Origin of the sequence: Williamsia sp. DF01-3 (genome assembly GCF_023051145.1) — a bacterium.
GTDB lineage: Bacteria > Actinomycetota > Actinomycetes > Mycobacteriales > Mycobacteriaceae > Williamsia.
This window is the reverse complement of the sequence record NZ_JALKFS010000005.1, coordinates 643813-668005: the sequence shown is the minus strand read 5'-3', so window position 1 is coordinate 668005 and position 24193 is coordinate 643813. Positions and strand designations below refer to the sequence as shown.

Sequence of the window (24193 nt, the reverse complement as noted above, 5' to 3'; positions counted from 1 at the left end):
GTGTTGGACGGTGCAGGTTCTTGGAGTGCCTGCGGTCGCGCAGCGGGTATTGCGCGAAGTCGTGGTCGTACTCGACGTAGGGCGCGCTGGTCCACATGAAGGTGTCGTGGTTGATCACCTCACCCATGCAGTGCAGATGGCTGCGGTCCTGCAGATTGAGCATCTGTCCACCGACGAGCATGGGCGACTTGGCGAATCGGGACATCGCCAGAGCACGCAGGATCGAGTCGGGCTCGATGCTGATGTCGTCGTCCATGTAGAGGATGTACGGACTGTCGGTCAGTTTGAGGGCCTCGTACATGATGCGCGAGTAGCCGCCCGAGCCACCGAGATTTCCCTGCTTGAACATGTGGAGCCGGTCGCCCAATGCTGCTGCGGCCTCGGCGAATCCGGCCTCTTCGGTGACGAGTTTGGTCCCCTGGTCCGGCATCATCACCGCATCGATGACCTCGTCGACCAACGGGTCGGAGGTCAGGGCCCGCAGTGCATTGACCGCATCGGTGGGGCGGTTGAAGGTGGGGATACCGACCGTGACGCGCTTGGTGTCCGGGCCGACGGGAGGATCGATCGGTGCGTACCAGCCGGCCGACGTCACCTCGACGTCGGTGTCCGTGGTGACGTCGAACCAGATCCATCCACCGTCTTCGAACGGCTCGAGTCCGACCTCGAACTCGATGGCGCCCTTGCCGTTCTCGTCGACGGGCACCAGGTTGCCGTCGACTGCGATACGCGAACCGTCGACCTTGGAGCGATAGACGTCCACTCGGCACTTGCCGACGAGCTCGATCCGCAGCACCACCGACTTCAGGACAGTCCACCGACGCCAGTACGAGGCGGCGAAGGCGTTGAAGTAGGTCTCGAAGCTCACCTCGGTCTCGGCCCCGAGCACCACCGATGTGCGGGTGGGCGCGTGTGCCCGACGCGCATTGCTCGTGGCTTCCACCAGGTACAGCGAACGCACGTCGAGTGGCTCGCCTTGGCGCGGCAGGATGACACGCTGCAGCAGGTTCTTGGCTGCGTCGTACGTCTGCGGATTCTGTGATTGCTCGGCTGCAGTGGTGACTGTCAAGAGTTACGCCTCTCCGGTGGGGTCGAGCCGGCCTTGGTGGAGCCCGGCTCCGCCTCTGGCTGCGTCTCCGCCAGCGGCGCACCGGTTTCGAGATGCGGTGCCAACGTGTTCTCGTACATCGTCAGTGCGCTCGCGATGGCCATGTGCATGTCCAGGTACTGGTAGGTGCCGAGCCGGCCACCGAACAGCACCTTGTTCGACGCGGTCTCGCGTTTGGCCCGGGCCCGGTAGGCGTTCAGCTTCTCGCGGTCCTCGGGGGTGTTGATCGGATAGTAGGGCTCGTCGCCACTCTCGGCGAACCGGCTGAACTCCCGCATGATGACCGTCTTGTCGGCCGGGTACTCACGTTCGGGGTGGAAGTGACGGAACTCATGGATCCGCGTGTACGGCACGTCGGCATCGTTGTAGTTCATCACCGGGGTGCCCTGGAAGTCACCGGTCTCGAGGACCTCGGTCTCGAAATCGAGTGTGCGCCATCCCAGCTCGCCATCGACGAAGTCGAAGTAGCGGTCCAGCGGGCCGGTGTACACCACAGGCGCGTCGGGGCTCTGTGCCCGCAGCTCGTCGCGCACATCGAACCAGTCCGTGTTCAGCCGGACCTCGATGTTGGCGTCGGCGGCCATGTTCTCGAGCCACGCGGTGTACCCGTCGACCGGAAGTCCCTCGTAGGTGTCGTTGAAGTAGCGGTTGTCGAACGTGTACCGCACCGGCAAGCGCGCGATGTTCGCCGCCGGCAGCTCGGTGGGATCGGTCTGCCACTGCTTTGCCGTGTAGTGCTTGACGAACGCTTCGTAGAGCGGGCGGCCGATGAGGCTGATGGCCTTCTCTTCGAGATTCGCGGCCTTCTCGGTCTCGATCTCGCTGGACTGCTCGGCGATCAGGGCTCGCGCCTCGTCCGGCGTGAAGTACCGCCCGAAGAACTGCGACACCAGGCCGAGACCCATCGGGAACTGGTAGGCCTGCCCCTGGTACATCGCGAAGACGCGGTGCTGATACCCGGTGAAGTCGGTGAACTTGTTGACGTAGTCCCACACCTTCTTGTTCGAGGTGTGGAACAGGTGGGCACCGTATTTGTGGATTTCGATACCGGTGGTGGGTTCGGGCTCGGAGTACGCGTTGCCGCCGATGTGCGAGCGACGATCGAGAACCAGGACGCGTTTGCCCAGCTGGGTCGCGGCGCGCTCGGCGATGGTCAGTCCGTAGAAGCCCGATCCGACGATGATGAGGTCGTAGCCTGAGGTGGTATCGGAACTGGAGCTGTCGGGGGTCACGGGTGTTCAGCGTAACGGACCGGCCCCGCAGCGCCGACCCGCCACGGGCGACGCACGGACAACAAAGCGGGTGTTCTGGGGAACATTCCGGGGTCCACGGCCCTCCTATCTCCGACCAACATGCCGCGCGCCGCCCGCGCAGCGGCACCCACGACCGAGGAGAAGTACCGTGACCAGCCCAAACGACCCGCTCAGCGACATCTTTTCGCAGATCGCCGCCGACGACGCGGTTGACCCGGCGGTCTTCGACCAGAGTCTCGAAGCCGCCTTCGACCACGACGGTTCCGGTTTCGACGAACTCGTGCCCGACAACGACGACAGCTCCACCGAGGGCGATCTCGTTGCCGGTGTCGATGGCGGCGATGTCGACTCCCATGACGACGTCTTCCAGACCGACGACGCCGACATCAACGGCGATGCGACCGACTTCTCCATCGGCCCCGACCTCGCCGACGACTACTCCGCGGGCGACGACCTGACCCTGTGAACCCGATGTTGTGCCCTTCTGGCGACCAAAACCCCAGGTCGAGCCCGCCACAAGGGCACAACATCGGAAAGGGACGGGCTAGCGCAGGTGGTCGATCAGGACGTCAGGGTTGCCCTGCGACCACACTGTGACGATGGTCAGGCGCTTGATCCGCCAGATGTCGCCGTCACGGACGAGCTCGGCGTCGTATTTGTTGCCCATCATCACCTGATCGGTGGTGTGCCGTGATGGCCCTTCTCCTGGGCGGAAATGTTGGGCCATCGCGTAACAGTTCAGGACGGCACGGTCACCGTCTACGCGAACCCGGAAATTCGACAGCGCATGCATGGTGTCGAGAGGACCCATCGACATCAGCAACATCCCGACCACCGCCTCGCGGCCCTCGATCGGGGGGAATCCACTGTCCTCGTCGCCGACCCGGCTGACGTCGAACAAGACGTCGTCGGTGAACGCCGACTCGAGCAGACCTCGGTCGGCGGCGTCGAGACCGAACGCGAAGCGGTTGAGAGCATCCTCGGGGTCGGCGGTGGCGGGAATGGTGTCGATCGTGGCGGGGATTGCCTCAGGCATCTTGCAGAATCTCCAGCAGTTTGGCGCGAGCCCGGTTGATCCGGCTCTTCACAGTCTGCACGCCCACCCCCTGCTGGTCGGCTATTTCCTGATATGAGAGATCGCCGAACTCGCGCAACACGATTGCCTCGCGGAACTCCAGCGGCAACGCGGCCAGCGCGGTGCGGACCCGGTCGACGTCGGTCACCTGGGCATCGATCCGGGGCGCAGGCGACTCGAACTCCGGTGGACCGTCTGCGGAGGTGTCGAGACGCTTGCGGATCACCGCGAGCGCGGCGTTCGCGGCGATCCGGTACATCCAGCTGGTGAACTTCGAGTCGCCGCGGAACTTGCCGATGTTCTGCCAGGCAGCGATCAGCGCGTCCTGCAGGGCGTCCTCGGCGTCGTGTCGGTTGGCGGTGATCCGTAGGCAGACGGCCCAGATCTGGTCGCGGTTGCGGGTGACGAGTTCACCGAAAGCCGCCTGGTCGCCTTCTTGACTGCGTAGTACCAGGTCACGCTCGCTCATGTCGGTCACTTGATAAATGTCGCAGACACCCCGGGATACGGCAGAGTTATCGGCAGCGAAACCGATCCATCGACTGACCCTTTTACTCGATCGAATCTGGAGTGACCGTGAACGCAGGTGCCACCGCCCACGCGGCCGAAGCCCTGGCCGCTGCGACCGAGACGCTGCGCAAGTACGGACAGACGAAGGCCGCCGAGTTGGCACAGGCCCGCTTCCACGCCGCGGACTCGGCGGCTGCGGTGGTCTTCGTCGGTGAGGTGAAGCGGGGCAAGAGCACCCTGGTGAACTCGCTCATCGGCCGGGCCGACCTCGCACCCGTCGGTGTCGACATCACCACCAGCGCGAGCGTGTGGTTCTCGCCACCTGACGACACACTTGCGGCCGGCACCGCCCGCCTGGTCTACGGCGATTCCGACCAGGTGATCCCGGTCGACCAGCTCGCGGAGTGGGTGACGATGGGTGGCCGCCACGTGCTCGACCCCACGATCGAGGCGTTGCCCACCGAAGCTTTGGTTGCCGTCGACCCGTTGCACCTTCCCGGTCTCACCCTGGTGGACACACCCGGCGCCGGCGGGCTGGACCCACGGCACGCGCGCCTGGCACTGACCGCCGCGCGCCGTGCCGGGGCGATCGTGATGGTGTGTGACAGCGCCGCTCCCCTGACGGCACCGGAGATCGAGTTCCTCAGAACCGCGACCGAGACCTCCGGTTCGGTCGTGGTGGCGATGACGAAAATCGACAAGAACCGCCGCAACTGGCGAACCATCGCCGAGGAGAACAGGGCGATAGTCCGCAGCAAACTCGGTCGCGATGTCCAGGTGATCGGGGTGTCCGGGGTGCGCGCGCTCGCTGCGTTGACCGAATCTGCGGGCACCCGCGGGGAGATCCTCACGGCCTCGGGCATACCCGCGCTGCGGGACGCCATCACCGGCTTGCTGGACAATGCCGAGATCGCGCCGCAACTCGACGGACTGCAGGTCTGCCTGAGCGGCATGCATCGGATGAAGACCCGCCTCGACACCGAGATCGCTGTGGTGCAGGGCAATTCGACCGCACTCGACGACCTGAATGAGAAGAAGGCCCAGCTCAAGGCGCTTCGCGAGCACGGCACCGAGTGGGACCAGCACCTCTCCCGCGACATCACCCTCGCGCGTCAGCGGGCTGTGGCCGTACTCGACGCCGATTTCAACAAGATCAAGGAGGACTGGAGCGCACGGATCAACGGCGAGGGGTGGCGCATCCTGCGCAAGCAACCACAGGTGTTCACCGCCGCCATCATGTCCGACCTGCAAGCCGCGTCGGCGCGGGCATTCGACACCTTCGCGACCTCGCTACACGACATCGTCTCCCGGCTGTTCGGCAACGACGAGCACTGGGAGGACATCATGGACACCGTTGCGAGCGCGCTGGTCGCCGAGGACATCAATTCCCCAGAGGTGCAACGGAAGTGGAAAGACGTCGTGGATCCCAGCGCCATGATGATGGGCTTCATGGGGGCCAATCTGCTGACCGGCGGAATGGTCGGCGGCGCGATCTTCGGCAGCCTCGCGATGGCGGCCGTGCTGCCGATCGGGCTCGTGGCCGGAGGTGTCTGGTTGTCGGTGAACCTGGGCTACCGCGCCATGCGCAACGGACGCCAGCACCTCATCACCTGGCTGCGCGAAACACTGTCGCTCGCCAACAAATCGACTCTGCGTGTGATCGACCGAACCGTCGCGACCGCGCGCCCGGAGATCGTGGTGGCCTACCGCCGTCACCTGCGTGCCCAGACCGATGAGATCACCGAGCAGATCAACGCCGGGGCCGAAGCGGCAAAGGAAGACAAGGCAACCCGCGACAAGAGGGTGCGCGGCCTGACCCGTCGTCTCACCGAGATCGTCTCTCTCATCGAACAATTGGACGCCGCCATCACCGGGCTCAAAGCCGATGCCCGACGCAGCGAAGTGGACCTCGGCGAGCATGTGGCTCTCGGGAAGGACCCGGTGCTCGGCACAGAGTCGGCCTCCATCGGTGACACCCCGTGAGCCGGCCCCACGAAGGGCGACGGACCCGGCCGCATGCTCTCCGTGATCAGCTCACAGCGGCACTGGCAGAGATCGCGCGTATCGACCGTCCTCTGGCTCGCAGCACCGCACAGATCCGCGACACCCTCTGGGCGCCTCCGCGTGTGGTGGTCGCCGGGCGGGTGAAGGCCGGCAAGTCCACACTCGTCAATGCCCTGATCGGCGACCTGGTGGCCGACACCGCGGCCACCGAGTGCACCAAGGTCGTTGCGGTGTACCAGGACGGTGCGCCGGCGCGCGCCGAGGCGGTGAAGGTCGGCGGCGCCCGGCACACCGTCCGGCTGGTCGACGGCAGACCCACCGAATTGGGTTGTCCGACAGATGAGGTCGCCTATCTCGACCGGTTCCTGCCGAGCCGACTGCTGCGCAACATGGTGCTGATCGACACCCCCGGACTGGCGACCATCACCACCGGCAACGAGCACGCCACCCGCCGCGCACTGATCGACGGGTTCGGGCAGACCCGCGACGCGTCGGTGAACGCCGACGCGGCGATCTTCCTGTTCGACGCGACGCCGCGCGCCGACGAAGTGCAGTTTTTGCGCGAGCTGGGTTTCTCGGCGGTCAACACGATCGGGGCCCTGGCCAAGGCGGACACCCTGGGCGAGGGCGCATTCGGCGACGTCGATCCCATCGACGCGGCACGAGCACAGTCCGCCGTGATCGCCGAATCGATGTCGGCGAGCCTGCTGACGGTGCAGCCCGTCGCCGGACTGTTGGCGCAGACGGCGCAGACCGGCCAATTCACCGAAGCCGATGCCGACGCGCTGGCGGCACTGGCCGGGCTCTCCGACACGGCGCTCGAGCTCTGGCTGGAAGCAGAGACCCCCTCCATCGGCACCGACACCGAACGCGACAGACTGCTGGACCTGCTGGGTGAGTACGGCTTACGGCACGCCAGAAAACTCGCCCCGCGCGGCGCCCACGCGGTCAACTCATGGCTGCAGCAGCGTTCGGGCGTCGACGAGCTCCGGGCGAACATCGAACTCGATCTCACCCGGTCGGTGCTCATCACGCGAGCTGTGCGGGCGTGCACCGAGATCGAGCATCTGGCGTTGACGCATCCTGCAGGCGGGCAGATCCGGTCGTACCTGCGTCAGGTTCGACAGACCCCCCAGGCACACACCATGGCCGAGTTCAAGGCGATGCACGCCCTGACCCGATCGGACCCTGAGTCACCCTGGGTCGGCGAGTTACGGCAGATCCTGATCGGCTCGGGTATCGCGGGGCGTATCGGTCTGCCACCCACCGCTGATCGCAATACCGTTGCGGGCGAGCTGGATCGACGCCTTCGCAAGGTCCACGAGGCGGGCCTCATGGGCGGGTCCGCGGCCGAGGAGCAGGCGGTGGCCGTGCTCTTGCGCACCTACTCGATGATGCGTCGCGCGATCTGATCGGCCCTTCAGACGGACTACGCTGGACCGCGCGTGAGAGTTTGCGTACCGGCGACGACCGTCGCCGTCAGCGCCCGGTCACGCCGCCAGCGCCGCAAGCATCTCGCGGACCGCCCGCGGCCACCCGAAGTCTTCGGCACGCCGCCGGGCGGCCTCTCGGCGGGGGACCTCGGGCCGGGACAACACATCACCGATGCCGTCGGCGAAACCCTCGGGCGAGTTCTCTGCCACGAATCCGCACTCTCGGTCGAGGACCTCGGCGAGGGCCGACGTGGCGGAGACGACTGCCGGTGTCCCCGAGGCAAGGGATTCGAGCGCCGACAATCCGAAGGTCTCGTGCGGTCCCGGGGCCAGTGCCACATCCGCGGACGCCAGCAGCCGGGCGAGGGCCAGCTGGTCGGTGATGAACCCCGTGAACTCGACGGGCAGACCGGCGGCGCGGCGTTCGAGCCGACCTCGCATCGGCCCGTCCCCCGCTATCACCAACCGGGCGTCGACTCCGTTGTCGCGCAACACGGCAAGCGCGTCGATGCTCCCGTCCACGTGCTTCTCGACCGACAATCGGCCGCAGTGGACCAAGAGCGGCTGATCCGTCCTCGCCCACCGAGCGCGAGTCCCGGCGTCACGCCGATTGGGATGAAAGGTCCGCAGATCCACGCCGAGCGGCACTCGCCTGACATTGCTCGCGCCGATCCGGTCGAACTCTTCGCGGGCGAACTCGGTGGTGCACACCACCGTGTCGTACGACTGCGCGGTGCGGCGGTTTGCCACGTCGGCCAGCCTCCGCGCGGCCTGCGCAGGCATCACCTGACCGAGCATGCGGTCGAGGCGTTCGTGGGAGATCATCGCGCTGGCGACATCTCGGCGCCGAGCCCATTGCCCGAGCCCACGCAGCGTCAACCGGTCGGACACCTCGATGGCGTCGGGTCGCATGGCGGCGGCAACATCGACCACGGGCCGCATCCGCGCCACCCGATATCCCCCGGTGAACGCAACCCTGGGAGCTGGGACGGTGATCCGCACGACTCCGGTCGCCAACTTCTCCTCGGTGTGCAGTGGTCCCGGAACGATCAGCGTCACGTCGTGCCCTGCCGCGCAGTACCCGGCCCCGAGCTGATCCACCGCAGTCCGAAGGCCCCCGGACCGGGGGCCGTAGAAGTTCGCGACCTGCACCACTCGCATCCTCGGACTGTGTCGCGAGCAGAAGAGCTTGATGCATCCGCCGATCGAACGCGGACTCAACAAAACGTGAACTCTGATGACCTCGGTGCAGCCGATGGACAGAGGCCTTCGCCGGACCCGCGCGGTTTGGGGCTGGGCAGGTCGGGTAACCCGTCGACAGCCGCCCGACCCACATCGGCAGGAGATGCCCGAACCATGACCTCGAACATCGGAAACGGCCACGAGGCAATCGATTCCCTGTCGGGTGTTCGTTCGCCTCGATGCTCGACCGTGCGCGAGACGCCCTGAAGAACCACTTCTGATCGGAGCAGCACTGTGCTGAGCAAAGATGTCGCCCCGGGCATCCACATGTTGACCTACGCCTCCACGAATCTGTACCTCGTGGAGTACGACGATCGGGTGCTGATCGTGGATTCCGGGTTGCCCCGGGTGTGGCCGCACCTGATCTCAGCCCTCGACGAACTGGGCCGCACGCCCGACTCGGTCGAGGGAATTGTGCTCACCCATGCGCATTTCGACCACGTGGGCACCGCACGTCGGGCGCAGAAGGAATGGAATGTGCCGGTGTGGGTGCACACCGACGACGAACGGCTCGCCCGGCATCCCTACCGCTACCAGCACGAGAAGACGCGGCTGCTCTACCCGCTTCGGTATCCGGCATCCATCCCCCGCTCGGGCGGATGACCATGGCCGGGGCACTGATGGTTCGGGGAGTACTGAATCCGACTGCGATCACCACCGACCAGGTGCTACCCGGGGCTCCGGTGGTCATCCCGACGCCGGGCCACACCGTCGGTCACATCGCTCTGCACTTCCCCGACCGCGATGCCCTGATCGCCGGCGACGCGCTCGTCACGCTCGATCCGTACACCGCCCAGACCGGACCACAGATCGTTGCCGGTGCCGCGACGGCAGACAGTGGTCGCGCCCTGGGTTCGGTCAAAAGACTCGCCGATACGCACGCATCGGTGGTGCTGCCAGGACACGGCGAGCCCTGGAAAGATGGCATCGAGGCGGCCGCCGACCTCGCCCTCTCGCGCGGTCCGCACTGAGTTCTCGCGACTCGATCCACCGGGCAGCAAAATCTTCCTGAGATTTTCTCCGAACAACCGGAACATTCACGCCACCGGGTTTCTCCTATTCACAACACAGCAAAGCCACCACGGCCTGCGCCCACCCCGCACACAAGGAGAACCCGATGTCCGACAACAGCATCCCCGAAATCGCCGAAGACGCCACCGTCCTCGAGGTCTTCGACATCGACGGCGACGGAGTGGTCGAGTCCGCCCTGGTCGATGTAGACGCCGACGGTTCCGGCGACGCACTCATCCAGGATTACGACCAGAACGGCGAGCCGGAGACCATCGCCTTCGACACCGACGGCGACAAGCACCACGAGACCGCAGTCTCCGACACCGACGAGGATGGCGAGGTCGACACGGTCTTCCTCGACGAGGACGTCGACGGTGTCCACGACGTGGCCTTTGTCGACGAGAACCAGGACGGTGAGGTGGACGCCGTCTACACCCACGACATCACCACCGACGAGTGGACCGAGGTGGACCCCTCCACCGTCGAGACGCCTGACACCAGCGCTCTTTAGATCCACGAACGATCACAGGAGTTGTGAACCATGTCTGATTCGGTCCACCCCGAGCCGTCCCCGAAGGATCCCCCGGCCGAGCACAGCGGGCACTCCGACGTCGTCGAACCGCCCTACGTCGTCGAAACAGCCGACTTCGACGGAAACGGCTACTCCGAGTCCGCGCTGCTCGACACCGACGGCGACAACGTAGGCGACACGATCGTCCAGGACTTCACCGAGGACGGGGAGGCCGAGACCATCGCGTACGACACCGACGGTGACGGGTTCAGCGAGACGAGCCTGTCCGACCTCGACCAGGACGGGACGGCGGACACCGTCTTCGCCGACCTGGACCAAGACGGTGTGCACGACCTGTCGGTCACCGACTCTGATCAAAACGGTATCCCCGACGGGTTCACGGTGCTCTGACGAGCACCCAACGCCCCGCCTCAACCCGGACCGCATTCGTCGGTCATTCGACAGCAGGACAATCGGCCGCCGTCAGCCCGGTGATCAACTAGGTTGACGGTGGCCGAGTCCGCTGTCCCAATCGTCACTCCCCACACTGAATTCTGAAACCGGAAGGACCCATCACCGATGTCGAACCAATGGTGGCTGGCAATCGACTTCGGCACGTCCAACACAGCGGCGGCCGCCTACGAACCCGGGCACGGCGCGCCGCAGGTGGTGCCGCTCTCGCACAACAGCGACATCATGTCGTCGTCGGTCTACGCAGACTCCTACCGCAACATCGTGGTCGGCGAGGCCGCGGTCAATCAGGCCGGCAACAACCCGGCCGCTTTCATCACCCATCCCAAGCGGCACATCAACGCCGGAACCGTTCCGGTCGGCAATCTGGATCTTCCGTTGGAGAATCTCATTGCCGCCGTGCTCAATTCGGCCCTGACACGTGCGTCGGAGAGGCGCGGTGGCACCAGGCCGGCGCGGTTGATCCTCACCCACCCCGTGGCGTGGTCACCCGAGGAGATCGACATCCTCACCCGCGCTGCCGAATTGATCGGCTTCGATCGATCCGCGGTCACGCTGATCTCCGAGCCACGCGCGGCCATCGCCCACTACACCAGTGCGATCGGCGATGCCGCCGACGCAGGCTCGACCACGGTTGTGGTCGTCGACTACGGCGGCGGGACATGCGATGTGGCGGTGGTGAAGCTCGGTGCGGGAGCCGCGGGCGGCGCCGGACCCATCGACCTCGTTGCCCACGACGGCAACAACGGCCTGGGTGGCAAGAACCTCGATGCGATGATCCGGCGTTGGGTGGACAAGCAACTCACCTCACGGAACCCCGAATTGCTGGAGTACCTGCGCACGGGTGCCAATCTGTCCACCAAGCGAGCGGTCGACGACAACATCCGACGGGCCAAGGAATTGCTCTCGGAGTCGCCTCGGGCCGTCATCAACATCAGCGCGGGTGGCCACGACGCCACCCTCGAACTCACCAGGGGCGAGTTCGAACAGCTCATCTCACAGAACGTCGATGCCATGGTGGAGTTGACCTCCCGCACCCTGGCCCGGGCCGGAGCCGGCCGCGACGTCCGGATCTATCTCACCGGCGGATCATCCCGGGTGCCCCTGGTGCACCAACGACTCGGCGAGCTCGGCACCGTCGCCACACTCGACAACCCGAAGACCGTCGTGGCCCTCGGTGCCCTGGAATCCGTTGTCGGACAACAAGAGGGAGCGGCTTCAGCTTCGTCCGGCGCACCGATACCGCCCGTTGTCCCGGTCCCCCTGTCGAAATCACCTGAGCCTCCCCCATCGACCCCGTCCACCCCGGAGTTCCCACCCACCCAACAGGCACCGATTCCCTCGGGAATCGAACCGCCGCCGTCGTGGGGCGCCCCGGCCGCGCAATCCGGTGGTTACGCCCAGAACCCCTACGACGGTGCAGGAGCCGGCCCCTACGCGGCCGGGCAGGCCGGTACCTACGGCCAAGAAGCTGCATACGGGCAGGCCTCGTTCGGCCAGGGGTCGCCGTACGGTCCTGCCGGCCAGCAGAATTCGGGTCCGTTGTACGGATCCGGCGGTGGTCAGCCTCCGTACGGCGGGGCCACGGCGGCCACGCCGCCGAATCCCAACCGCAACCGGAACATTGCCATCGCCGCCATCGCAGCCGTGGTTGTTGTCCTGGTGGTGGTCATCCTCGGTGTGGCCCTGGCGAGTTCGGGAGGCGACGACGACCCGAAAGCACAACCGGGCCAGTCCTCCACGACGTCGACGACAACAACGACAACAACCACTCGGCGCACCCAGCCGACCACCGAGACCTCCACTGCGGCAACGTCGCTCGACACCGACGATCAGGCGCTGGCCGATGCGAACACCGATCTCGTCGACATCACCACATGCGGGGAGAAGTCGCGGCCGGACTACGCGTTGGCAGCGATCGTCTGCGAGCCGGCGGCCGCCGTCGTGGCCGACGGAACCGGAGCGGTACGCGCCGAGAACATCGTCATCATCGAGTCGTCCGACAAGAACATCAAGGCGATAGCCGACAAGGAGTACTCCGAAGGCAACTCCTCGGAGATGTTCTCCCGGCCTTTCGAGGGCGGCACCACATATGCGTACTTCGCCGCGATGGACAACGGCGGCACCGGGTACTTCGTGTACTCCGAGGCCAACTCGACGGTGACCTGGTGGGTGACCACCAGTCCTGATCAGGCGGCTTTCACCGCGTGGCTGCAGTCGGCCGGGATCTGTCTCTGCTGAGTCGGCTCGAGCCCGGTACCGAGTCCAAAGCATGCCAACAGAAAACAGTCCGCCCGTCGGCATTGCCGGCGGGCGGACTGCTTGTTCGAGAAGAAAAACGTGGGGTTCAGTCGACTTCCTGGAACAGCGAATCGCCGTCGTCGGGGAATGATTCACCCTGCTGACCTCTGCTCTGCACCCGCGAGCTGCCGTCGTGAACGATCAGGCCGTCGTCGGTCTCGAGTTCCTGCACTCCGTCGGCGAGGACATCGTCGTCGGGTCCCTGATCATCGATCACCTCGTCGACCAGCTTCTCGGTCAGCTCGTCGTCGGGAGCGGCTGCGACGGGTATCTCCGGCTGTTCCTCGGGCTGCACGTCCGGGACCTCTTCGGCGATGCGCTCATCGAGGGACTCGCCTTCACGTTCCTCGCTGTGCGTGGTGCCGAACTTGTCCGCTTCCGCCCAATGCTCTGGGGGATCCACGACATCGTCGTCGCCGTGGTTCTTGAGGTCGTCGGAGTCAAGGCTCTCGCTTGGGCTCAGGGTGTCGCCAGGACCGTCTTCAATACTCATGGACACCGGATGCCCGTTTGCGCGGCTGCCGAAACGCAGCGCTGCGGGCGCGAACGCCTACTTGCGCGAGGCCTGGCCGGTGGCGGGATCGACTTCGAGAATGCCACCGGCGAACTTGCTTTGGAAAACCTGGGTGACCGGGCCGAGCAGGGTGCTCAACGAGTCCTCGAGCGGCAGCCCGAGCACGCTCTCGCCGCCCTGTAGTGCAAAGTTCAGCAGAGCCAGACCGCCGAGAGCATGCGCACCGGTGTCGGGACCGAAGAACACCGAACCATTCTGGAACTGCTGAACCGCTCCGGTTCCCGATGTGGTCGGCAGAACCGGTCCCAGCGCTTCCCCGAGCACACCTGAGCTGCCGCCCAGTTCGGTGAACTTGCCACCGATGGCTGCCTCGGCGAGTGCCAGCAGTTCGCTGACGAGATCTCCGGCTCCGGTCCCGGTGCCCGGCGTTGCCGGCAGTTCAGCGGTGGGCAGCGGGGTTCCGCCCGGCGTCGGGATGGCCGGCACGCCACCTGTGGGCGTGGAACCGACGCCGGAGGGAGGAGCAACGATCGCGGGCGGAGTGGTCTGACCCTGGACCGAGAAGAACGAGGAACGTAGCTGCAGCTTGGTGCGCACCTCCTGCGCCGGGACGTCGACCGTGCCGCCGGTGCCGCTGATCCGAACCGTTGCCGCGCGGCCGTTCTCTGCGCCCATGCCGTAGGCCTCGATCACCTCGAAACCGGTGAGCGACCCGACGCCGAAGGTGGAGGCGATGCTGTCCGAGCTCACCGTGGCGGTCCAGTCGCGGTACGGGGAGATGGTGTCGCCTTCGTCGAGCACCGCCGAGAAGTCCCGACCGTCGGTGGCACCACCTGTTGAAGAGGAGAACTCGGTGAATGCCGGCTTCCCGTCCTTCATGAGGACCACGCCGGCGGTGGCGTCGACAGCGACGTTCGTTCGTGGGTCTTCGGCACCGAAACCGCCGTAGACCTGTGAGTTCTGGGTGTCATCGATGGGCTTGCTGATGTCCATCGACGCAAGGGCGTAGGTACGGGCGGCCACCGCCTGGGCCTTGAGCGCCTCAGCGCCGCCCTCGTCCGCCCAGCTGACGATGATCTCTTTGGGGACGACACCCTTCACGTAGTCGTCCAGCGGCACAACGTTGATCACGCGGTCCCCGTCGAATCCGAGTGAGCCCCGGAAGGTTTCGTTCGAACCACACATTTTCAGCAGTTCGGGCACCGGACGGCCTGGACCCGCGGTGATGGGCGACACCAGGGATCGAGGCAGCTCGACCGTCTGGACCACACCGCCACCGCATCCATCAGTGATGGTGGCGGTGGACCCGGACAAACTGACCGCTTGCCCGGGTGCCACCGCCACCTCACCGACCTTCAGGCCGGCATCCGCGAAGACATTGACCGACGACTCGCCTGTGAGAATTACCGAGACGTCGACGTTGTCCACCTTCCCCGCGGTGGTGCCGCCGTAGTAGTGACTCAAGATCTGAGTCGAGGACCAACCTTGCTTGGCGTAGCCGAACGCACCCCACTGACCCATCCCGCGTCCGTGGCCGTTGCCGTGTCCGATCAGCGTCACCTCGCCACCGACGGTGAGATCTACGTTCGATTTCACCGTCTGCGGCACTGCCCACATGGTCACGCCGGCGGCGAACAACAGCGACATCCCGGCCGCAGCCGTCCGCCGCAGACCGGTGCCGAACACATCACGACCCCCGATGGGGCGGGTTGTGTACAGCCCAGGAATGCGCGGCATAGATGTCCTCTCGTCACTCGCCCACGGTCGCGGTCAGGCGCACGCGACAGCCGCGAGCATGTGACTAGTGGGACTGATGTGACAGTAGTGAAGAAACAGCGGTCACAAAAGTAACATCGAGTAACAACAGCATCACGAGTTTCACGCCACGCCGAGAGGGTCGTGGACTTCGGTGTCTGTAGAAGACACGATTTGGCCGTCTGGCAAGTCGATGGGGAAGTCGACGTCGCCCACGAGACGCCAGTTTGGCGTGCGTGGCGGCGCCGGTGAAAAGACTGTCGATCAGTTACGACAATCAAGGGAGAACCACGTGCGCTACCGCCGACCGAAGCCGTCGATCGTCCTGGGGACGGTGGCCGCCGTCGTTGTGGCCAGCCCGGTTGCAGTCCTGGTCGGGGGAAGCGCGCCGAACTTCGCCGTCGACCCGACCGAGCCACCCGCCGTCACCGCGACGACAATCAACCAGGTCAACCTCAACGAGGTTCCGACGATCGTGCTGAACCTGGTCAAGTCCGGGCTCGCCGACGCCGGCGTGACCTTGCCTCCGATCGATGTCTCAGGGATAAAGCTGCCCGACATCCCGTTGCAGATCCCCCCTGGCCTCCTGCCGACCGATCTGCTCCCCTCGACCACCGCGCCGGGGACCATCACCACATCGCCTTCATCACCGTCGGCGCCGTCGTCGACAGAGGCATCCAGCAGTGTCCCGGTCCCGGCGACCGGCGAGGACGTCCCCGAGGGCGCGATCGTGAAAGAGGTGGGTCAATCCGACCCGTTCTCCATGGTCGGGCTGACGTGGCAGGGCGTCGCCAACACCACCGCGTACGTGCGCGCCAAACAGATCGACGGCAGCTGGGGCCCCTGGGTCTCGGCCGATCGGGTCGACGGCGTGAGTACAAAAGACCCGAACAAGCAAGGCACCGAACCCGTTTGGGTCGGCAAGACCAACCTGGTGCAGATCGCGGTCACCGACGACGGTGTCGCCGCCCCTGGCACCGGCACCGGATCCACCGAGGGGTCGGCGACGAGTTCGACCAGTGGAACACCCCCAACCACCACGACCGGCCCCACCGATGAGGTGCCGACGACAACCACAACCTTCACCACTCCCCCGGTTCCCAAACGCACCGACACCTCCATCCCCACTTCGACCGTCACATCAGGTGAGGTGGTTCCCCAGGCGTTCACGCCCAAGCAGGAACCGCTGCTGACCACCACCGGTGCACCCGGACAAAATGCTCTGCAGCAGGCGATCTCGACCATCAGCGCCGCACTGATCACGCCCGGCACCGGTGCGGTCCTGGGATCGCAGCCCTTGGCGGCTGATCCTGCCGCGCCCGCAGCGGCGCCCGCACCGCCCGTCGTGGCGACACCATCGGCAACCCCGCAGGTGATCACCCGGGCGCAGTGGGGCGCCGACGAATCCATCCGGTGCTCTGATCCGACCTACGACGACACGCTCAAAGAGACTGTCGTGCACCACACTGCCGGGACCAACGACTACACCCGCGAGCAGTCCGCCGAGATCGTGCGCGGCATCTACGCCTACCACGCGCAGACCCTGGGCTGGTGCGACATCGGCTACAACGTGCTGGTCGACAAGTACGGTCAGATCTTCGAAGGCACCGCAGGCGGTTTGGACAAGAACGTCCAGGGCACCCACACCGGCGGCTTCAACAAGGACACGATGGGCCTGTCGCTGATGGGCAATCTCAACGAGATGGCTCCCTCACCCGAGATGCTGGCTGCCGCAGGATCTTTCCTGGGCTGGCGTCTCCGGCTGGCCGGCCTGGATCCCCGCGGCACGGGCTCGGTGGTGTCGCAGGGCTTCGACGGGGCCTTGTTCGCAGCCGGTGAGACGGCGACGCTGCCGATCATCAGCGGGCACCGCGACTTCTACTCCACCGAATGCCCAGGCAACCTCGCCTACGAGGCGCTGCCACAGATCCGCGAGATCGCCGCCTCGGGCGCTGCCGTCGTGGCGCCCCCCGCCGCCCCCGCCCCGGTGGACGCGGCGCCGGTGCAGAGTCCGGTGTCCGGTACCGAGAACCCTCAGGTGCTGTCCCCCACCGACACCGGCGCCATCGCCCAGCAGTGGATGGCGACCGGCGGTCCCACCGGCGAACTCGGCAACGCCGTGACCACCGAGCAGACCACACCGAATGGCAGTGCCAAGTTCGTGGACTTCGAGAACGGCAAGATCTACTGGTCCGAGTCCACCGGGGCGCAGATCATCAAGGGCGCCATCGCAAAAGCGTGGGCGCTCATGGGCTTCGAGAACAGCCCGCTGGGTCTGCCCACGTCATCGGAGACAACGGGACCCGACGGCGTCACGCAGAGTTTCCAGGGCGGGACGTTGGTGTGGAACCTGGTCACCGGCATCGTGCGGGTGTTGCGTACCTACATCGACACGTTCAACGACACCTACGACGCCCAGCGCGAGGCGGCCGCGGTACCGACCGCACCGCCGGCAGGCTGACACCCGACGCACGGTTCTGGCTGTCGCGCAACGGTTCACACCGGTGCGCGGCGCTCGGGACCGCGCGCGGTCGGTGAACCGCTAGAACCACCGGGCCAGCACCTGGCCCACCCCGCCGGAGTTGTTGTCGGGCGCGATCTCATCTGCCGCGGCGATGGCGGCAGGATGGCCACCGGCCATCGCAAAACCTCGTGTGACCCAACGCAACATCTCGACATCGTTGGGCATGTCTCCGAACGCGATCGACGCACCGGTCGGTAGGTCCTTCAGCTCGGCCAACGTCCGCAATCCGCTGGCCTTGCTGACGCCGGGTGCCGAGAGTTCGATGAGCCCGTTGTCGGTGGAGAACGTGACGTCGGCGAGGTCGCCCACCACCGCCTCCAGACGCCGCGCCATCTCGTCGCTGCTGAGTTCGGGTCGCCGGACCAACATCTTCACCGCGTTCTCTGACAAGACGTCGGCTTCACTCATCTCGATGTGGTCCGGATTGAGCCACGCGTGCTGATAGCCCGCGGTCGCGACAAACGGGGGCGTCGCCGCATCGTGTGCACTCGTGCCCACCCGCTCCACCGCCAGACCGCACCCCGGGATCTGCTCATAGGCAAGCGCGGCCAGCTGCTCGAGCACTGAAGCTCCGAGCGTCGCCGAATGCAGCACCTGATCGGTGGCGACGTCATAGACGATCGCCCCGTTTGCACACACGGCAAGTGGCTCGACCTCGAGTTGGTCGGTGATCTCGGCTATCCATCGCGGCGGACGGCCGGTCGCGATCACAAACGTCGCACCCGCCGCCGTCGCCTTGGTGATCATCGTTCGCACGAGCTCGGGAACAGTGTTCTGGTTGTCGATGAGGGTTCCATCGACGTCGCTGGCGATCAGCGTGGGAGGCCCGGCGAACTCTGACGGCGTTTCATCCAATTGGGGCATTTCATCCATTTTGCCGTTTGTCGCGCCGGGCGGCCGAATCGGCTGCGTCCAGTGCGTCCGCCTCGGCCATCGTGGGCGCGCCGCCTCCGAGCCGGGCCGGCACCCAATATGCCCCCGCGGGGTGTTCGCCGTAGCGTTCCTGGACGTCCGCGAGCATGTTCTGCATCGTCGACCGCAGATGGTCGGCCAGTCGACGGGCCTCGTCCGCATCCCCTCCACCCGGCGCGATCGGGTCACCGAACTGCACGATGATCGGCGTGCGGCTACGACCGAGATTCCTCGGTCCACCCTTGGTGGCGATCCGCTGAGCGCCCCAGACGATGACCGGCACGATCGGCACCTCGGCATCCATAGCCATGCGTGCGACGCCCGACTTGAAGGTCTTGATCTCGAAACTCCGACTGATCGTCGCCTCCGGATACACACCGACCACCTGCCCATCACGCAAGGCCTGGACTGCGAGTTCGTACGCCTGCGCCCCTGCGGACCGGTCCACCGGCACCGTCCTGGTGTGTTTGATGAGGAACCGCATGATCGCGATCTGCTGCATCTCCGACTTGATCATGAAACGCACGCGGCGACCCCGGTGGTGGACGCCCAGTGCTGCGGGCAGGAAGTCCACGTAAGCGGTGTGGTTGATCGCGAGAACCACTCCGCCGGCGGCGGGCAACTTGTCGAGATCAAGAAACGTGAGCTTGAGGCCCTGCACCTTGACCAGGGTCTTGGCGGTGATCTCGAGCGCCCGGAATACCGGTTCCATGCGCTCAGGGTAGTCACCCAGGGCTGCGGCGACCCCTGCACACGGGTGTGAGCGAGCTGCCTGGCGGGTATGCGGCCGGCACGGAGAGTGATTCGCCCACCACAAGGAGAGCCATGTCAGCAACGGTCGGCGATGTCGTCCTGGAACGTCTACGGCAGTGGAACATCGGACAGGTCTTCGGTTATCCGGGCGACGGCATCAACGGGTTGCTGGCCGCCTGGGGTCGCGCCGACAACTCTCCCCAGTTCGTTCAGTCCCGCCACGAGGAGATGTCGGCTTTCCAGGCGGTCGGTTACGCGAAGTTCTCCGGACAGATCGGAGTGTGCGCCGCCACAAGCGGCCCCGGCGGTATCCACCTGCTCAACGGGCTCTACGACGCCAAGCTCGACCACGTGCCGGTACTGGCACTGGTCGGGCAGACCGAGCGCAGCGCCATGGGCGGGTCGTACCAGCAGGAGATCGACATGCTCTCGCTGTTCAAAGACGTCTGCAGTGAGTACGTCCAGATGTGCACCGTGCCAGAGCAGATACCCAATCTCATCGACCGCGCGATCCGGATCGCCCTGTCCGAGCAGGCACCCACGGCCCTGATCTTCCCGTCGGATGTGTTCGAACTCGAACACACGCCACCCAAACACGAGTTCAAGCACGTGCCGTCGAGCCTGGGGCTCTCCCTGGCGCGCCCGCCGCCGATCCGGCCGCGGTCCAGCAGGCCGCGGACCTCCTCAACGCCGGCGAGCGTGTTGCCATCCTGGTCGGACAGGGCGCGCGCGGCTGCGTCGGGGAACTCACCGAGGTGGCCGACCTCCTCGGCGCGGGGTGCGCGAAGGCACTGCTCGGGAAAGATGTTCTGCCGGATGATCTTCCGTGGGTCACCGGATCGGTCGGACTGCTGGGCACCACGGCCAGCTACCAGATGATGAAGGACTGCGACACGCTGCTGACGGTGGGGTCGAACTTTCCGTACAGCCAGTTCCTGCCCGAACTCGACCAGGCCAGGGCCGTTCAGATCGACCGATCCGGAAAGTGGATCGGCATGCGTTACCCCTACGAGCTGAACATCGTCGGCGATGCGAAGACCACGCTGCGACAACTCATTCCGCTGCTACATCGCAAAGAAGACCGCGGCTGGCGGGAAACCATCGAGTCGAATGTCGACCAGTGGTGGACGATGGCCGTGAGTCAGGCCACCACCGACGCCGAACCGACCAATCCGATCAGGATGTTTCACGAGCTGTCGGAGCGGATGCCGGAAAATGCGATCATCGCCGCCGACTCGGGAAGCGCCGCCAATTGGTATGCGCGGCACCTCAAGTTCCGCGGCTCGGTACGCGGCTCACTGTCGGGGACGCTGGCAACGATGGGCCCGGCGGTGCCGTACGTCATCGGGGCGAAATGGGCCCACCCCGACCGGCCCGGAATCGCATTCGAGGGCGACGGCGCGATGCAGATGAACGGTCTCGCCGAGATGCTCACCATCGCCCGGTACTGGAAGCAATGGACCGACCCGCGGTTGATCGTGGTGGTGCTGCACAACAACGACCTCAATCAGGTCACGTGGGAACAACGCGCGATGGAGGGAACCCCCAAGTTCGTCGAGTCGTAGTCGCTGCCCGACATGAACTATGCCGAGTTCGCCCGCGGCATCGGACTTCTCGGCATCAATGTCGACACCACCGAGGAGATCGGGCCTGCCTGGGACTCCGCCCTCGCGGCCGACCGACCGGCACTGCTCGACGTCCGATGCGACCCGAATGTCCCGCCCATTCCGCCGCACGCAACGCTCGAGCAGGCGAAGTCTCTGGGCAGCGCGCTCATCAAGGGTGACCAGGACGCGTGGCAGGTGGTGAAGAACACCGCCAAGCAAAAGCTGGCGCAGGTCAGGCCTTCCGACGACAGTTGACGCGAAAACGCCTGGGGCAGTTGCTTTGTGACCCCACGTGGCACGCCGATAACAAGGATTACGTCAGCTGGCGGTTGACGCGTGTTGGGGTAGGCGTTGGCGTCGCCATTGGCTGGGGCTTACGCCGTACGTTCTGCGGAATCGGTGTGTGAAGTGGGTGGGTTGGGCGAAGCCGTGTTGGTGGGCGATAGCGGCGATGCTGAGGCTGGGGTGAGTGAGTAGTGTGCTGCGGGCTTGTTCGAGACGGCGATTGATGATGTAGCCGGACAGCGATCCGTGGGTATCGGGCCAGATTTTGTAGAGCTGGCGGGGTGAGATGTTGTGTGCGGTGGCGATGGAATCGGCGGAGAGCTCTGGGGCGTAGAGGTGCTCGTCGATGTAGCTGGTGATCGTGAGAACGAGAGTGGCCGTAGGGTCGGTGGTGGGCGAGCTGTCGGCTGCGCTGAGTAGGAGCGAGCGCATGAGCGACATGGTGGAGGCAGACAGGTCAGGCAGCACATTTCCTGCGGTGGTGGCGATGACTCCGAGTTGCTGAAGATGGTTGAGCATCAGCGGGTAAAGGGGTAGATCCGCAGTGAGTTTGTGAAGTCCGCGGTGAACAGTTTCGGGAGACAGCGTCAACCGGGGGTAAGTGGTGTGAAGGATGGTCGCCGACCCGCTGCCATGGTCCCGGAAGTCAAACGGATCGGACTGGTCGAGGATAACCAGGGCCGGGCGGTCCTTCTGCTGCGGCGGCGTGGTGGTACCGGTCAGAGTCCAGTGGCCTGGGGCCAATACGGCCATGCTGAGCAGTCGGTGCCGGGGGTCTGTGTTGCGGTGGCGGGCATTGGAGACGGCGAGGGCGTGGTAGCGCAGATGCATGAGCGTGGACCCGTTGCCGAGTGTCCAACTGCTGGTGGTGCGGCTGTCGAGACCTCGGTGGGTGGTCGAGATGGTGAGGTGTGGTGCGACGCCCGCGCATGTGGGTGTGTCAGACATGGGGTGGTGTTTACGTTGTCGCAAGGTCGCGCCAGGCTCGGGGGCTCAGGCCGTACGTGGTGCGGAAGCGCCGGGCAGCTGGTAGATGATCACCATAAGGGTTCACCGCCGGCTACACAGTTGCCGGGGTTTGGTCGCGCGTGTACCCGGTTCGGGGGTGGCATCTATTGGGTCAGTCTTCATCGCGGATCTCCCACCACTGCTGGATGCTCATACCGTAGGTGTTTGCGAACGCATGCTCAAGGTGTTGTTTATCGGCGAAGCCCCACCTCCGGGCGATGCGTGCATCGGGGGGCTGTGTGGACTCCAGTAGTTCTGCGCGGACCGCCGTCAGGCGTTCGGCAAGAATCCATTGGTCGATATCGAAGCCTTGCTCGCAGGCCCGTTTCTTGAGCTCGTGCGTCGTGAATCCGTAGTGGTCGGCGAGCAAATCTTCGGTAAGGCTGGGGTCATGTAGCCGGTCGCGAATGTGGGCCTGGATGCGGGGAATGAGCGCGGCATAGGGATCTTGCGCTTGGGGTTGGTCGATGAGTCCGGCGGTGACGAGCGCGCGGGTCAGGGAGACGGTGGCTTCACCCAGCTCGTGGCTCGAGTTGTCGGAGATCTCGTGGTCACGGTTGATGTTCAGTTCGATGATGTGGCGCCTCGTGATGTCGTAGAGCGGGTTGGACTCGAGGTAGCGGGCGACGTGAGCGAAATCCTCGCGGGTGATACCGATGAGGTCGTACGGGACATGGATCGCCCGGGAACGACCTCGAGTAGGCCAATCGAGAACGTACGGGGAATCGAGGTCAACGATCATCAAGTCGCCCGGGTGGACGAACTGCTGTCGACCATGCTGTTCGAATCGACCGGTCCCGTATTCATGGACAGCCAGGGCCACGACACCGGCGGGGCCTCGAGCAATGTTCTCACGGGTGCGCGTCATCCGATTTGCGGTCATGGAGGCTCGGAACATGTTGGCATGGCCGAAGTCCCACGATTCCATGACTGCGGATATGTTCCGGCCGGGGTCGAACTCGACCGTGGCTGGGGCTGAGAGTTCGTCGAAGGTGGTGCGGGCGGCGTCTATCTTGTTCGCGTGCAGGTAGGTGGAGCTGTCGAAGACGACGGCCATGTCGGACTCCTTACCGTACGCCGGGGTGATGCAGACAAAATACGTCGCGTTGAGGACCATGGCGGTGGGTGTGCGTTGTGAGTACAGGACTGTGCACTTGTCAATCAGCTAGATGCCGCCCTCGCACGGCGGGGCGTAGCGTCGCGGCCGCCGGGCGAGGGGTTACCAGGCGGTGTCGGCGTAGGGCTGTGACCACAGTGCGATTTGCAGGGTGACTGCTTTGAACCAGGCTTGGTGCATCGCGTCCACTTCGGAGTCGTTGTGGCCGCCGGCCGCGAGGAATGGCCGCATGGTGGCTGTGATGGGGTAGATGAAGGCAATCAAGTAGCGCAGCGGGATCGCGGGGACCGAGTCGGCGGAGTCGGTGCGGTTCTTCTTGATGTTGGTGTGGCGCAGCGCGATTTCGTGCTGGTAGGCGAGCCAGTTGGCGTCGAGGGGGCGGTAGCAGGTGTCCAGGATCCACTGACCGAAGCGTGCGCGGACTCTGGCCAGGTACTCGGGGATGGGGTCGCCTGCAGGGGTGGAGAAGTAGGCGATGAGGTGGGGGTGGGCTCCGACGAAGCCGTACCAGACGTCCAGCACATCTTCGATCTGTCCTGTCAGCACCTCGCCGGCAGTACGTAGCGCTGCTTGGTCATCGGGACCAAACAGCACGCTGTCCAGGAGCGCATCGAGTTCGGAGATGGTCACCGGCGACGGGGCCAGTGCTGGGTCGTCGAAGGTGTATCCGGGAATTGACGTGTTAGCGGTCATGACAAGTCCTTGCTTGTGAGCTAGATGCGGTCAGTGGGCTGTTGAGTGTGAGGCGGGGCTGGGGGGTCGTCATCGTTGGTCGAGTACCGGCCGCCGGGGGTGGCAC

At 65.4% G+C, this 24193-nt stretch carries 20 protein-coding genes and 2 pseudogenes; 10 read left to right on the top strand and 12 right to left on the bottom strand.

The window, feature by feature from the left end; genetic code table 11:
- Positions 1–7: 7 nt before the first annotated feature.
- Positions 8–1069, bottom strand: a pseudogene (locus MVA47_RS05095) (glycosyltransferase family 2 protein); the annotation flags it as partial.
- The gene (glf, locus tag MVA47_RS05090; RefSeq protein WP_247206943.1) at positions 1066–2340 is read right to left on the bottom strand and encodes a UDP-galactopyranose mutase; all 1275 of its coding nucleotides are present in this window, start codon (positions 2338–2340) and stop codon (positions 1066–1068) included. The pseudogene MVA47_RS05095 and the gene glf, both read right to left, overlap by 4 nt.
- A 169-nt stretch (positions 2341–2509) precedes the next feature.
- Between glf and MVA47_RS05085 the strand changes: the two genes are divergently transcribed.
- Positions 2510–2827, top strand: coding sequence for a hypothetical protein (locus tag MVA47_RS05085; protein WP_247206942.1), 318 nt, complete (start codon positions 2510–2512; stop codon positions 2825–2827).
- A gap of 78 nt (positions 2828–2905) precedes the next feature.
- Here MVA47_RS05085 and MVA47_RS05080 read toward each other — a convergent pair whose 3' ends face one another.
- Positions 2906–3397 carry a nuclear transport factor 2 family protein gene (locus MVA47_RS05080; protein ID WP_247206941.1) on the bottom strand — a complete coding sequence of 164 codons (492 nt, stop codon included), beginning with the start codon at positions 3395–3397 and terminating at the stop codon, positions 2906–2908.
- The gene (locus tag MVA47_RS05075; protein WP_247210596.1) at positions 3390–3905 is read right to left on the bottom strand and encodes an RNA polymerase sigma factor; all 516 of its coding nucleotides are present in this window, start codon (positions 3903–3905) and stop codon (positions 3390–3392) included. The genes MVA47_RS05080 and MVA47_RS05075 overlap by 8 nt, the downstream gene beginning before the upstream one ends.
- A gap of 107 nt (positions 3906–4012) precedes the next feature.
- On the opposite strand from MVA47_RS05075, the gene MVA47_RS05070 reads away from it, so the two are divergent.
- Together MVA47_RS05070 and MVA47_RS05065 are read left to right on the top strand one after the other, a co-directional pair.
- A complete protein-coding gene (locus MVA47_RS05070) occupies positions 4013–5929 on the top strand; it encodes a dynamin family protein (protein ID WP_247206940.1) in 1917 nt (638 codons plus the stop codon).
- Entirely contained in the window at positions 5926–7362 is a 1437-nt protein-coding gene (locus tag MVA47_RS05065) for a GTPase (protein ID WP_247206939.1), read from the top strand. Before MVA47_RS05070 ends, MVA47_RS05065 begins: the two co-directional genes overlap by 4 nt.
- 78 nt (positions 7363–7440) lie before the next feature.
- Here MVA47_RS05065 and MVA47_RS05060 read toward each other — a convergent pair whose 3' ends face one another.
- On the bottom strand, positions 7441–8544 hold the full coding sequence (locus tag MVA47_RS05060; protein WP_247206938.1) for a glycosyltransferase: 1104 nt from the start codon (positions 8542–8544) through the stop codon (positions 7441–7443).
- Positions 8545–8859: 315 nt separating this feature from the next.
- Between MVA47_RS05060 and MVA47_RS26960 the strand changes: the two genes are divergently transcribed.
- The 5 genes from MVA47_RS26960 (at position 8860) to MVA47_RS05040 (ending at position 12859) form a co-directional block, all read left to right on the top strand.
- Complete coding sequence (locus tag MVA47_RS26960; protein WP_308280491.1) at positions 8860–9228, top strand: MBL fold metallo-hydrolase; 369 nt, start codon at positions 8860–8862, stop codon at positions 9226–9228.
- Positions 9225–9596 (top strand): MBL fold metallo-hydrolase, encoded by a 372-nt coding sequence (locus MVA47_RS26955; protein WP_308280490.1) that lies wholly within the window; start codon positions 9225–9227, stop codon positions 9594–9596. Before MVA47_RS26960 ends, MVA47_RS26955 begins: the two co-directional genes overlap by 4 nt.
- A gap of 146 nt (positions 9597–9742) precedes the next feature.
- Entirely contained in the window at positions 9743–10147 is a 405-nt protein-coding gene (locus MVA47_RS05050) for a hypothetical protein (RefSeq protein WP_247206937.1), read from the top strand.
- 30 nt (positions 10148–10177) lie between these two features.
- Positions 10178–10558 (top strand): hypothetical protein, encoded by a 381-nt coding sequence (locus MVA47_RS05045; protein ID WP_247206936.1) that lies wholly within the window; start codon positions 10178–10180, stop codon positions 10556–10558.
- A gap of 168 nt (positions 10559–10726) precedes the next feature.
- A complete protein-coding gene (locus MVA47_RS05040) occupies positions 10727–12859 on the top strand; it encodes an Hsp70 family protein (RefSeq protein ID WP_247206935.1) in 2133 nt (710 codons plus the stop codon).
- Positions 12860–12965: 106 nt separating this feature from the next.
- On the opposite strand, the gene MVA47_RS05035 is transcribed toward MVA47_RS05040, so the two are convergent.
- Positions 12966–13412 (bottom strand): hypothetical protein, encoded by a 447-nt coding sequence (locus tag MVA47_RS05035; protein ID WP_247206934.1) that lies wholly within the window; start codon positions 13410–13412, stop codon positions 12966–12968.
- Positions 13413–13469: 57 nt separating this feature from the next.
- On the bottom strand, positions 13470–15170 hold the full coding sequence (locus MVA47_RS05030) for a SpoIID/LytB domain-containing protein (RefSeq protein WP_308280489.1): 1701 nt from the start codon (positions 15168–15170) through the stop codon (positions 13470–13472).
- 310 nt (positions 15171–15480) lie between these two features.
- Here MVA47_RS05030 and MVA47_RS05025 point away from each other — a divergent pair, with 310 nt between their 5' ends.
- The gene (locus tag MVA47_RS05025; RefSeq protein ID WP_247206933.1) at positions 15481–17649 is read left to right on the top strand and encodes an N-acetylmuramoyl-L-alanine amidase; all 2169 of its coding nucleotides are present in this window, start codon (positions 15481–15483) and stop codon (positions 17647–17649) included.
- Positions 17650–17730: 81 nt separating this feature from the next.
- On the opposite strand, the gene MVA47_RS05020 is transcribed toward MVA47_RS05025, so the two are convergent.
- Together MVA47_RS05020 and MVA47_RS05015 are read right to left on the bottom strand one after the other, a co-directional pair.
- On the bottom strand, positions 17731–18576 hold the full coding sequence (locus MVA47_RS05020) for an HAD family hydrolase (RefSeq protein ID WP_247206932.1): 846 nt from the start codon (positions 18574–18576) through the stop codon (positions 17731–17733).
- Between the two features lies 1 nt (position 18577).
- The gene (locus tag MVA47_RS05015) at positions 18578–19336 is read right to left on the bottom strand and encodes a 1-acyl-sn-glycerol-3-phosphate acyltransferase (protein ID WP_247206931.1); all 759 of its coding nucleotides are present in this window, start codon (positions 19334–19336) and stop codon (positions 18578–18580) included.
- 113 nt (positions 19337–19449) lie between these two features.
- Here MVA47_RS05015 and MVA47_RS05010 point away from each other — a divergent pair.
- Positions 19450–21239 (top strand): annotated as a pseudogene (locus tag MVA47_RS05010) (thiamine pyrophosphate-requiring protein).
- Positions 21240–21302: 63 nt separating this feature from the next.
- Here MVA47_RS05010 and MVA47_RS05005 read toward each other — a convergent pair.
- From MVA47_RS05005 to MVA47_RS04995, 3 genes are all read right to left on the bottom strand, one after another.
- Positions 21303–22217, bottom strand: a complete 915-nt coding sequence (locus tag MVA47_RS05005; protein WP_247206930.1) for an AraC family transcriptional regulator — start codon at positions 22215–22217, stop codon at positions 21303–21305.
- Between the two features lie 172 nt (positions 22218–22389).
- Positions 22390–23394 carry a helix-turn-helix domain-containing protein gene (locus MVA47_RS05000; protein WP_247206929.1) on the bottom strand — a complete coding sequence of 335 codons (1005 nt, stop codon included), beginning with the start codon at positions 23392–23394 and terminating at the stop codon, positions 22390–22392.
- Between the two features lie 102 nt (positions 23395–23496).
- Positions 23497–24087: a protoglobin domain-containing protein gene (locus MVA47_RS04995; protein WP_247206928.1), complete on the bottom strand. Its 591-nt coding sequence runs from the start codon at positions 24085–24087 to the stop codon at positions 23497–23499.
- Positions 24088–24193 lie beyond the last annotated feature (106 nt).

Excerpts from the sequence above, each read along its gene's own strand:
- MVA47_RS05040 (WP_247206935.1), top strand. The coding sequence starts at position 10,727 with ATGTCGAACCAATGGTGGCTGGCAATCGACTTCGGCACGTCCAACACA.
- MVA47_RS05015 (WP_247206931.1), bottom strand. The coding sequence starts at position 19,336 with ATGGAACCGGTATTCCGGGCGCTCGAGATCACCGCCAAGACCCTGGTC.
- MVA47_RS05075 (WP_247210596.1), bottom strand. The coding sequence starts at position 3,905 with ATGAGCGAGCGTGACCTGGTACTACGCAGTCAAGAAGGCGACCAGGCG.
- MVA47_RS05045 (WP_247206936.1), top strand. The coding sequence starts at position 10,178 with ATGTCTGATTCGGTCCACCCCGAGCCGTCCCCGAAGGATCCCCCGGCC.
- MVA47_RS05030 (WP_308280489.1), bottom strand. The coding sequence starts at position 15,170 with ATGCCGCGCATTCCTGGGCTGTACACAACCCGCCCCATCGGGGGTCGT.
- MVA47_RS05020 (WP_247206932.1), bottom strand. The coding sequence starts at position 18,576 with ATGCCCCAATTGGATGAAACGCCGTCAGAGTTCGCCGGGCCTCCCACG.
- MVA47_RS26955 (WP_308280490.1), top strand. The coding sequence starts at position 9,225 with ATGACCATGGCCGGGGCACTGATGGTTCGGGGAGTACTGAATCCGACT.
- MVA47_RS05050 (WP_247206937.1), top strand. The coding sequence starts at position 9,743 with ATGTCCGACAACAGCATCCCCGAAATCGCCGAAGACGCCACCGTCCTC.
- MVA47_RS05035 (WP_247206934.1), bottom strand. The coding sequence starts at position 13,412 with ATGAGTATTGAAGACGGTCCTGGCGACACCCTGAGCCCAAGCGAGAGC.
- MVA47_RS05000 (WP_247206929.1), bottom strand. The coding sequence starts at position 23,394 with ATGGTCCTCAACGCGACGTATTTTGTCTGCATCACCCCGGCGTACGGT.
- MVA47_RS04995 (WP_247206928.1), bottom strand. The coding sequence starts at position 24,087 with ATGACCGCTAACACGTCAATTCCCGGATACACCTTCGACGACCCAGCA.
- MVA47_RS05005 (WP_247206930.1), bottom strand. The coding sequence starts at position 22,217 with ATGTCTGACACACCCACATGCGCGGGCGTCGCACCACACCTCACCATC.
- MVA47_RS05080 (WP_247206941.1), bottom strand. The coding sequence starts at position 3,397 with ATGCCTGAGGCAATCCCCGCCACGATCGACACCATTCCCGCCACCGCC.
- MVA47_RS05060 (WP_247206938.1), bottom strand. The coding sequence starts at position 8,544 with ATGCGAGTGGTGCAGGTCGCGAACTTCTACGGCCCCCGGTCCGGGGGC.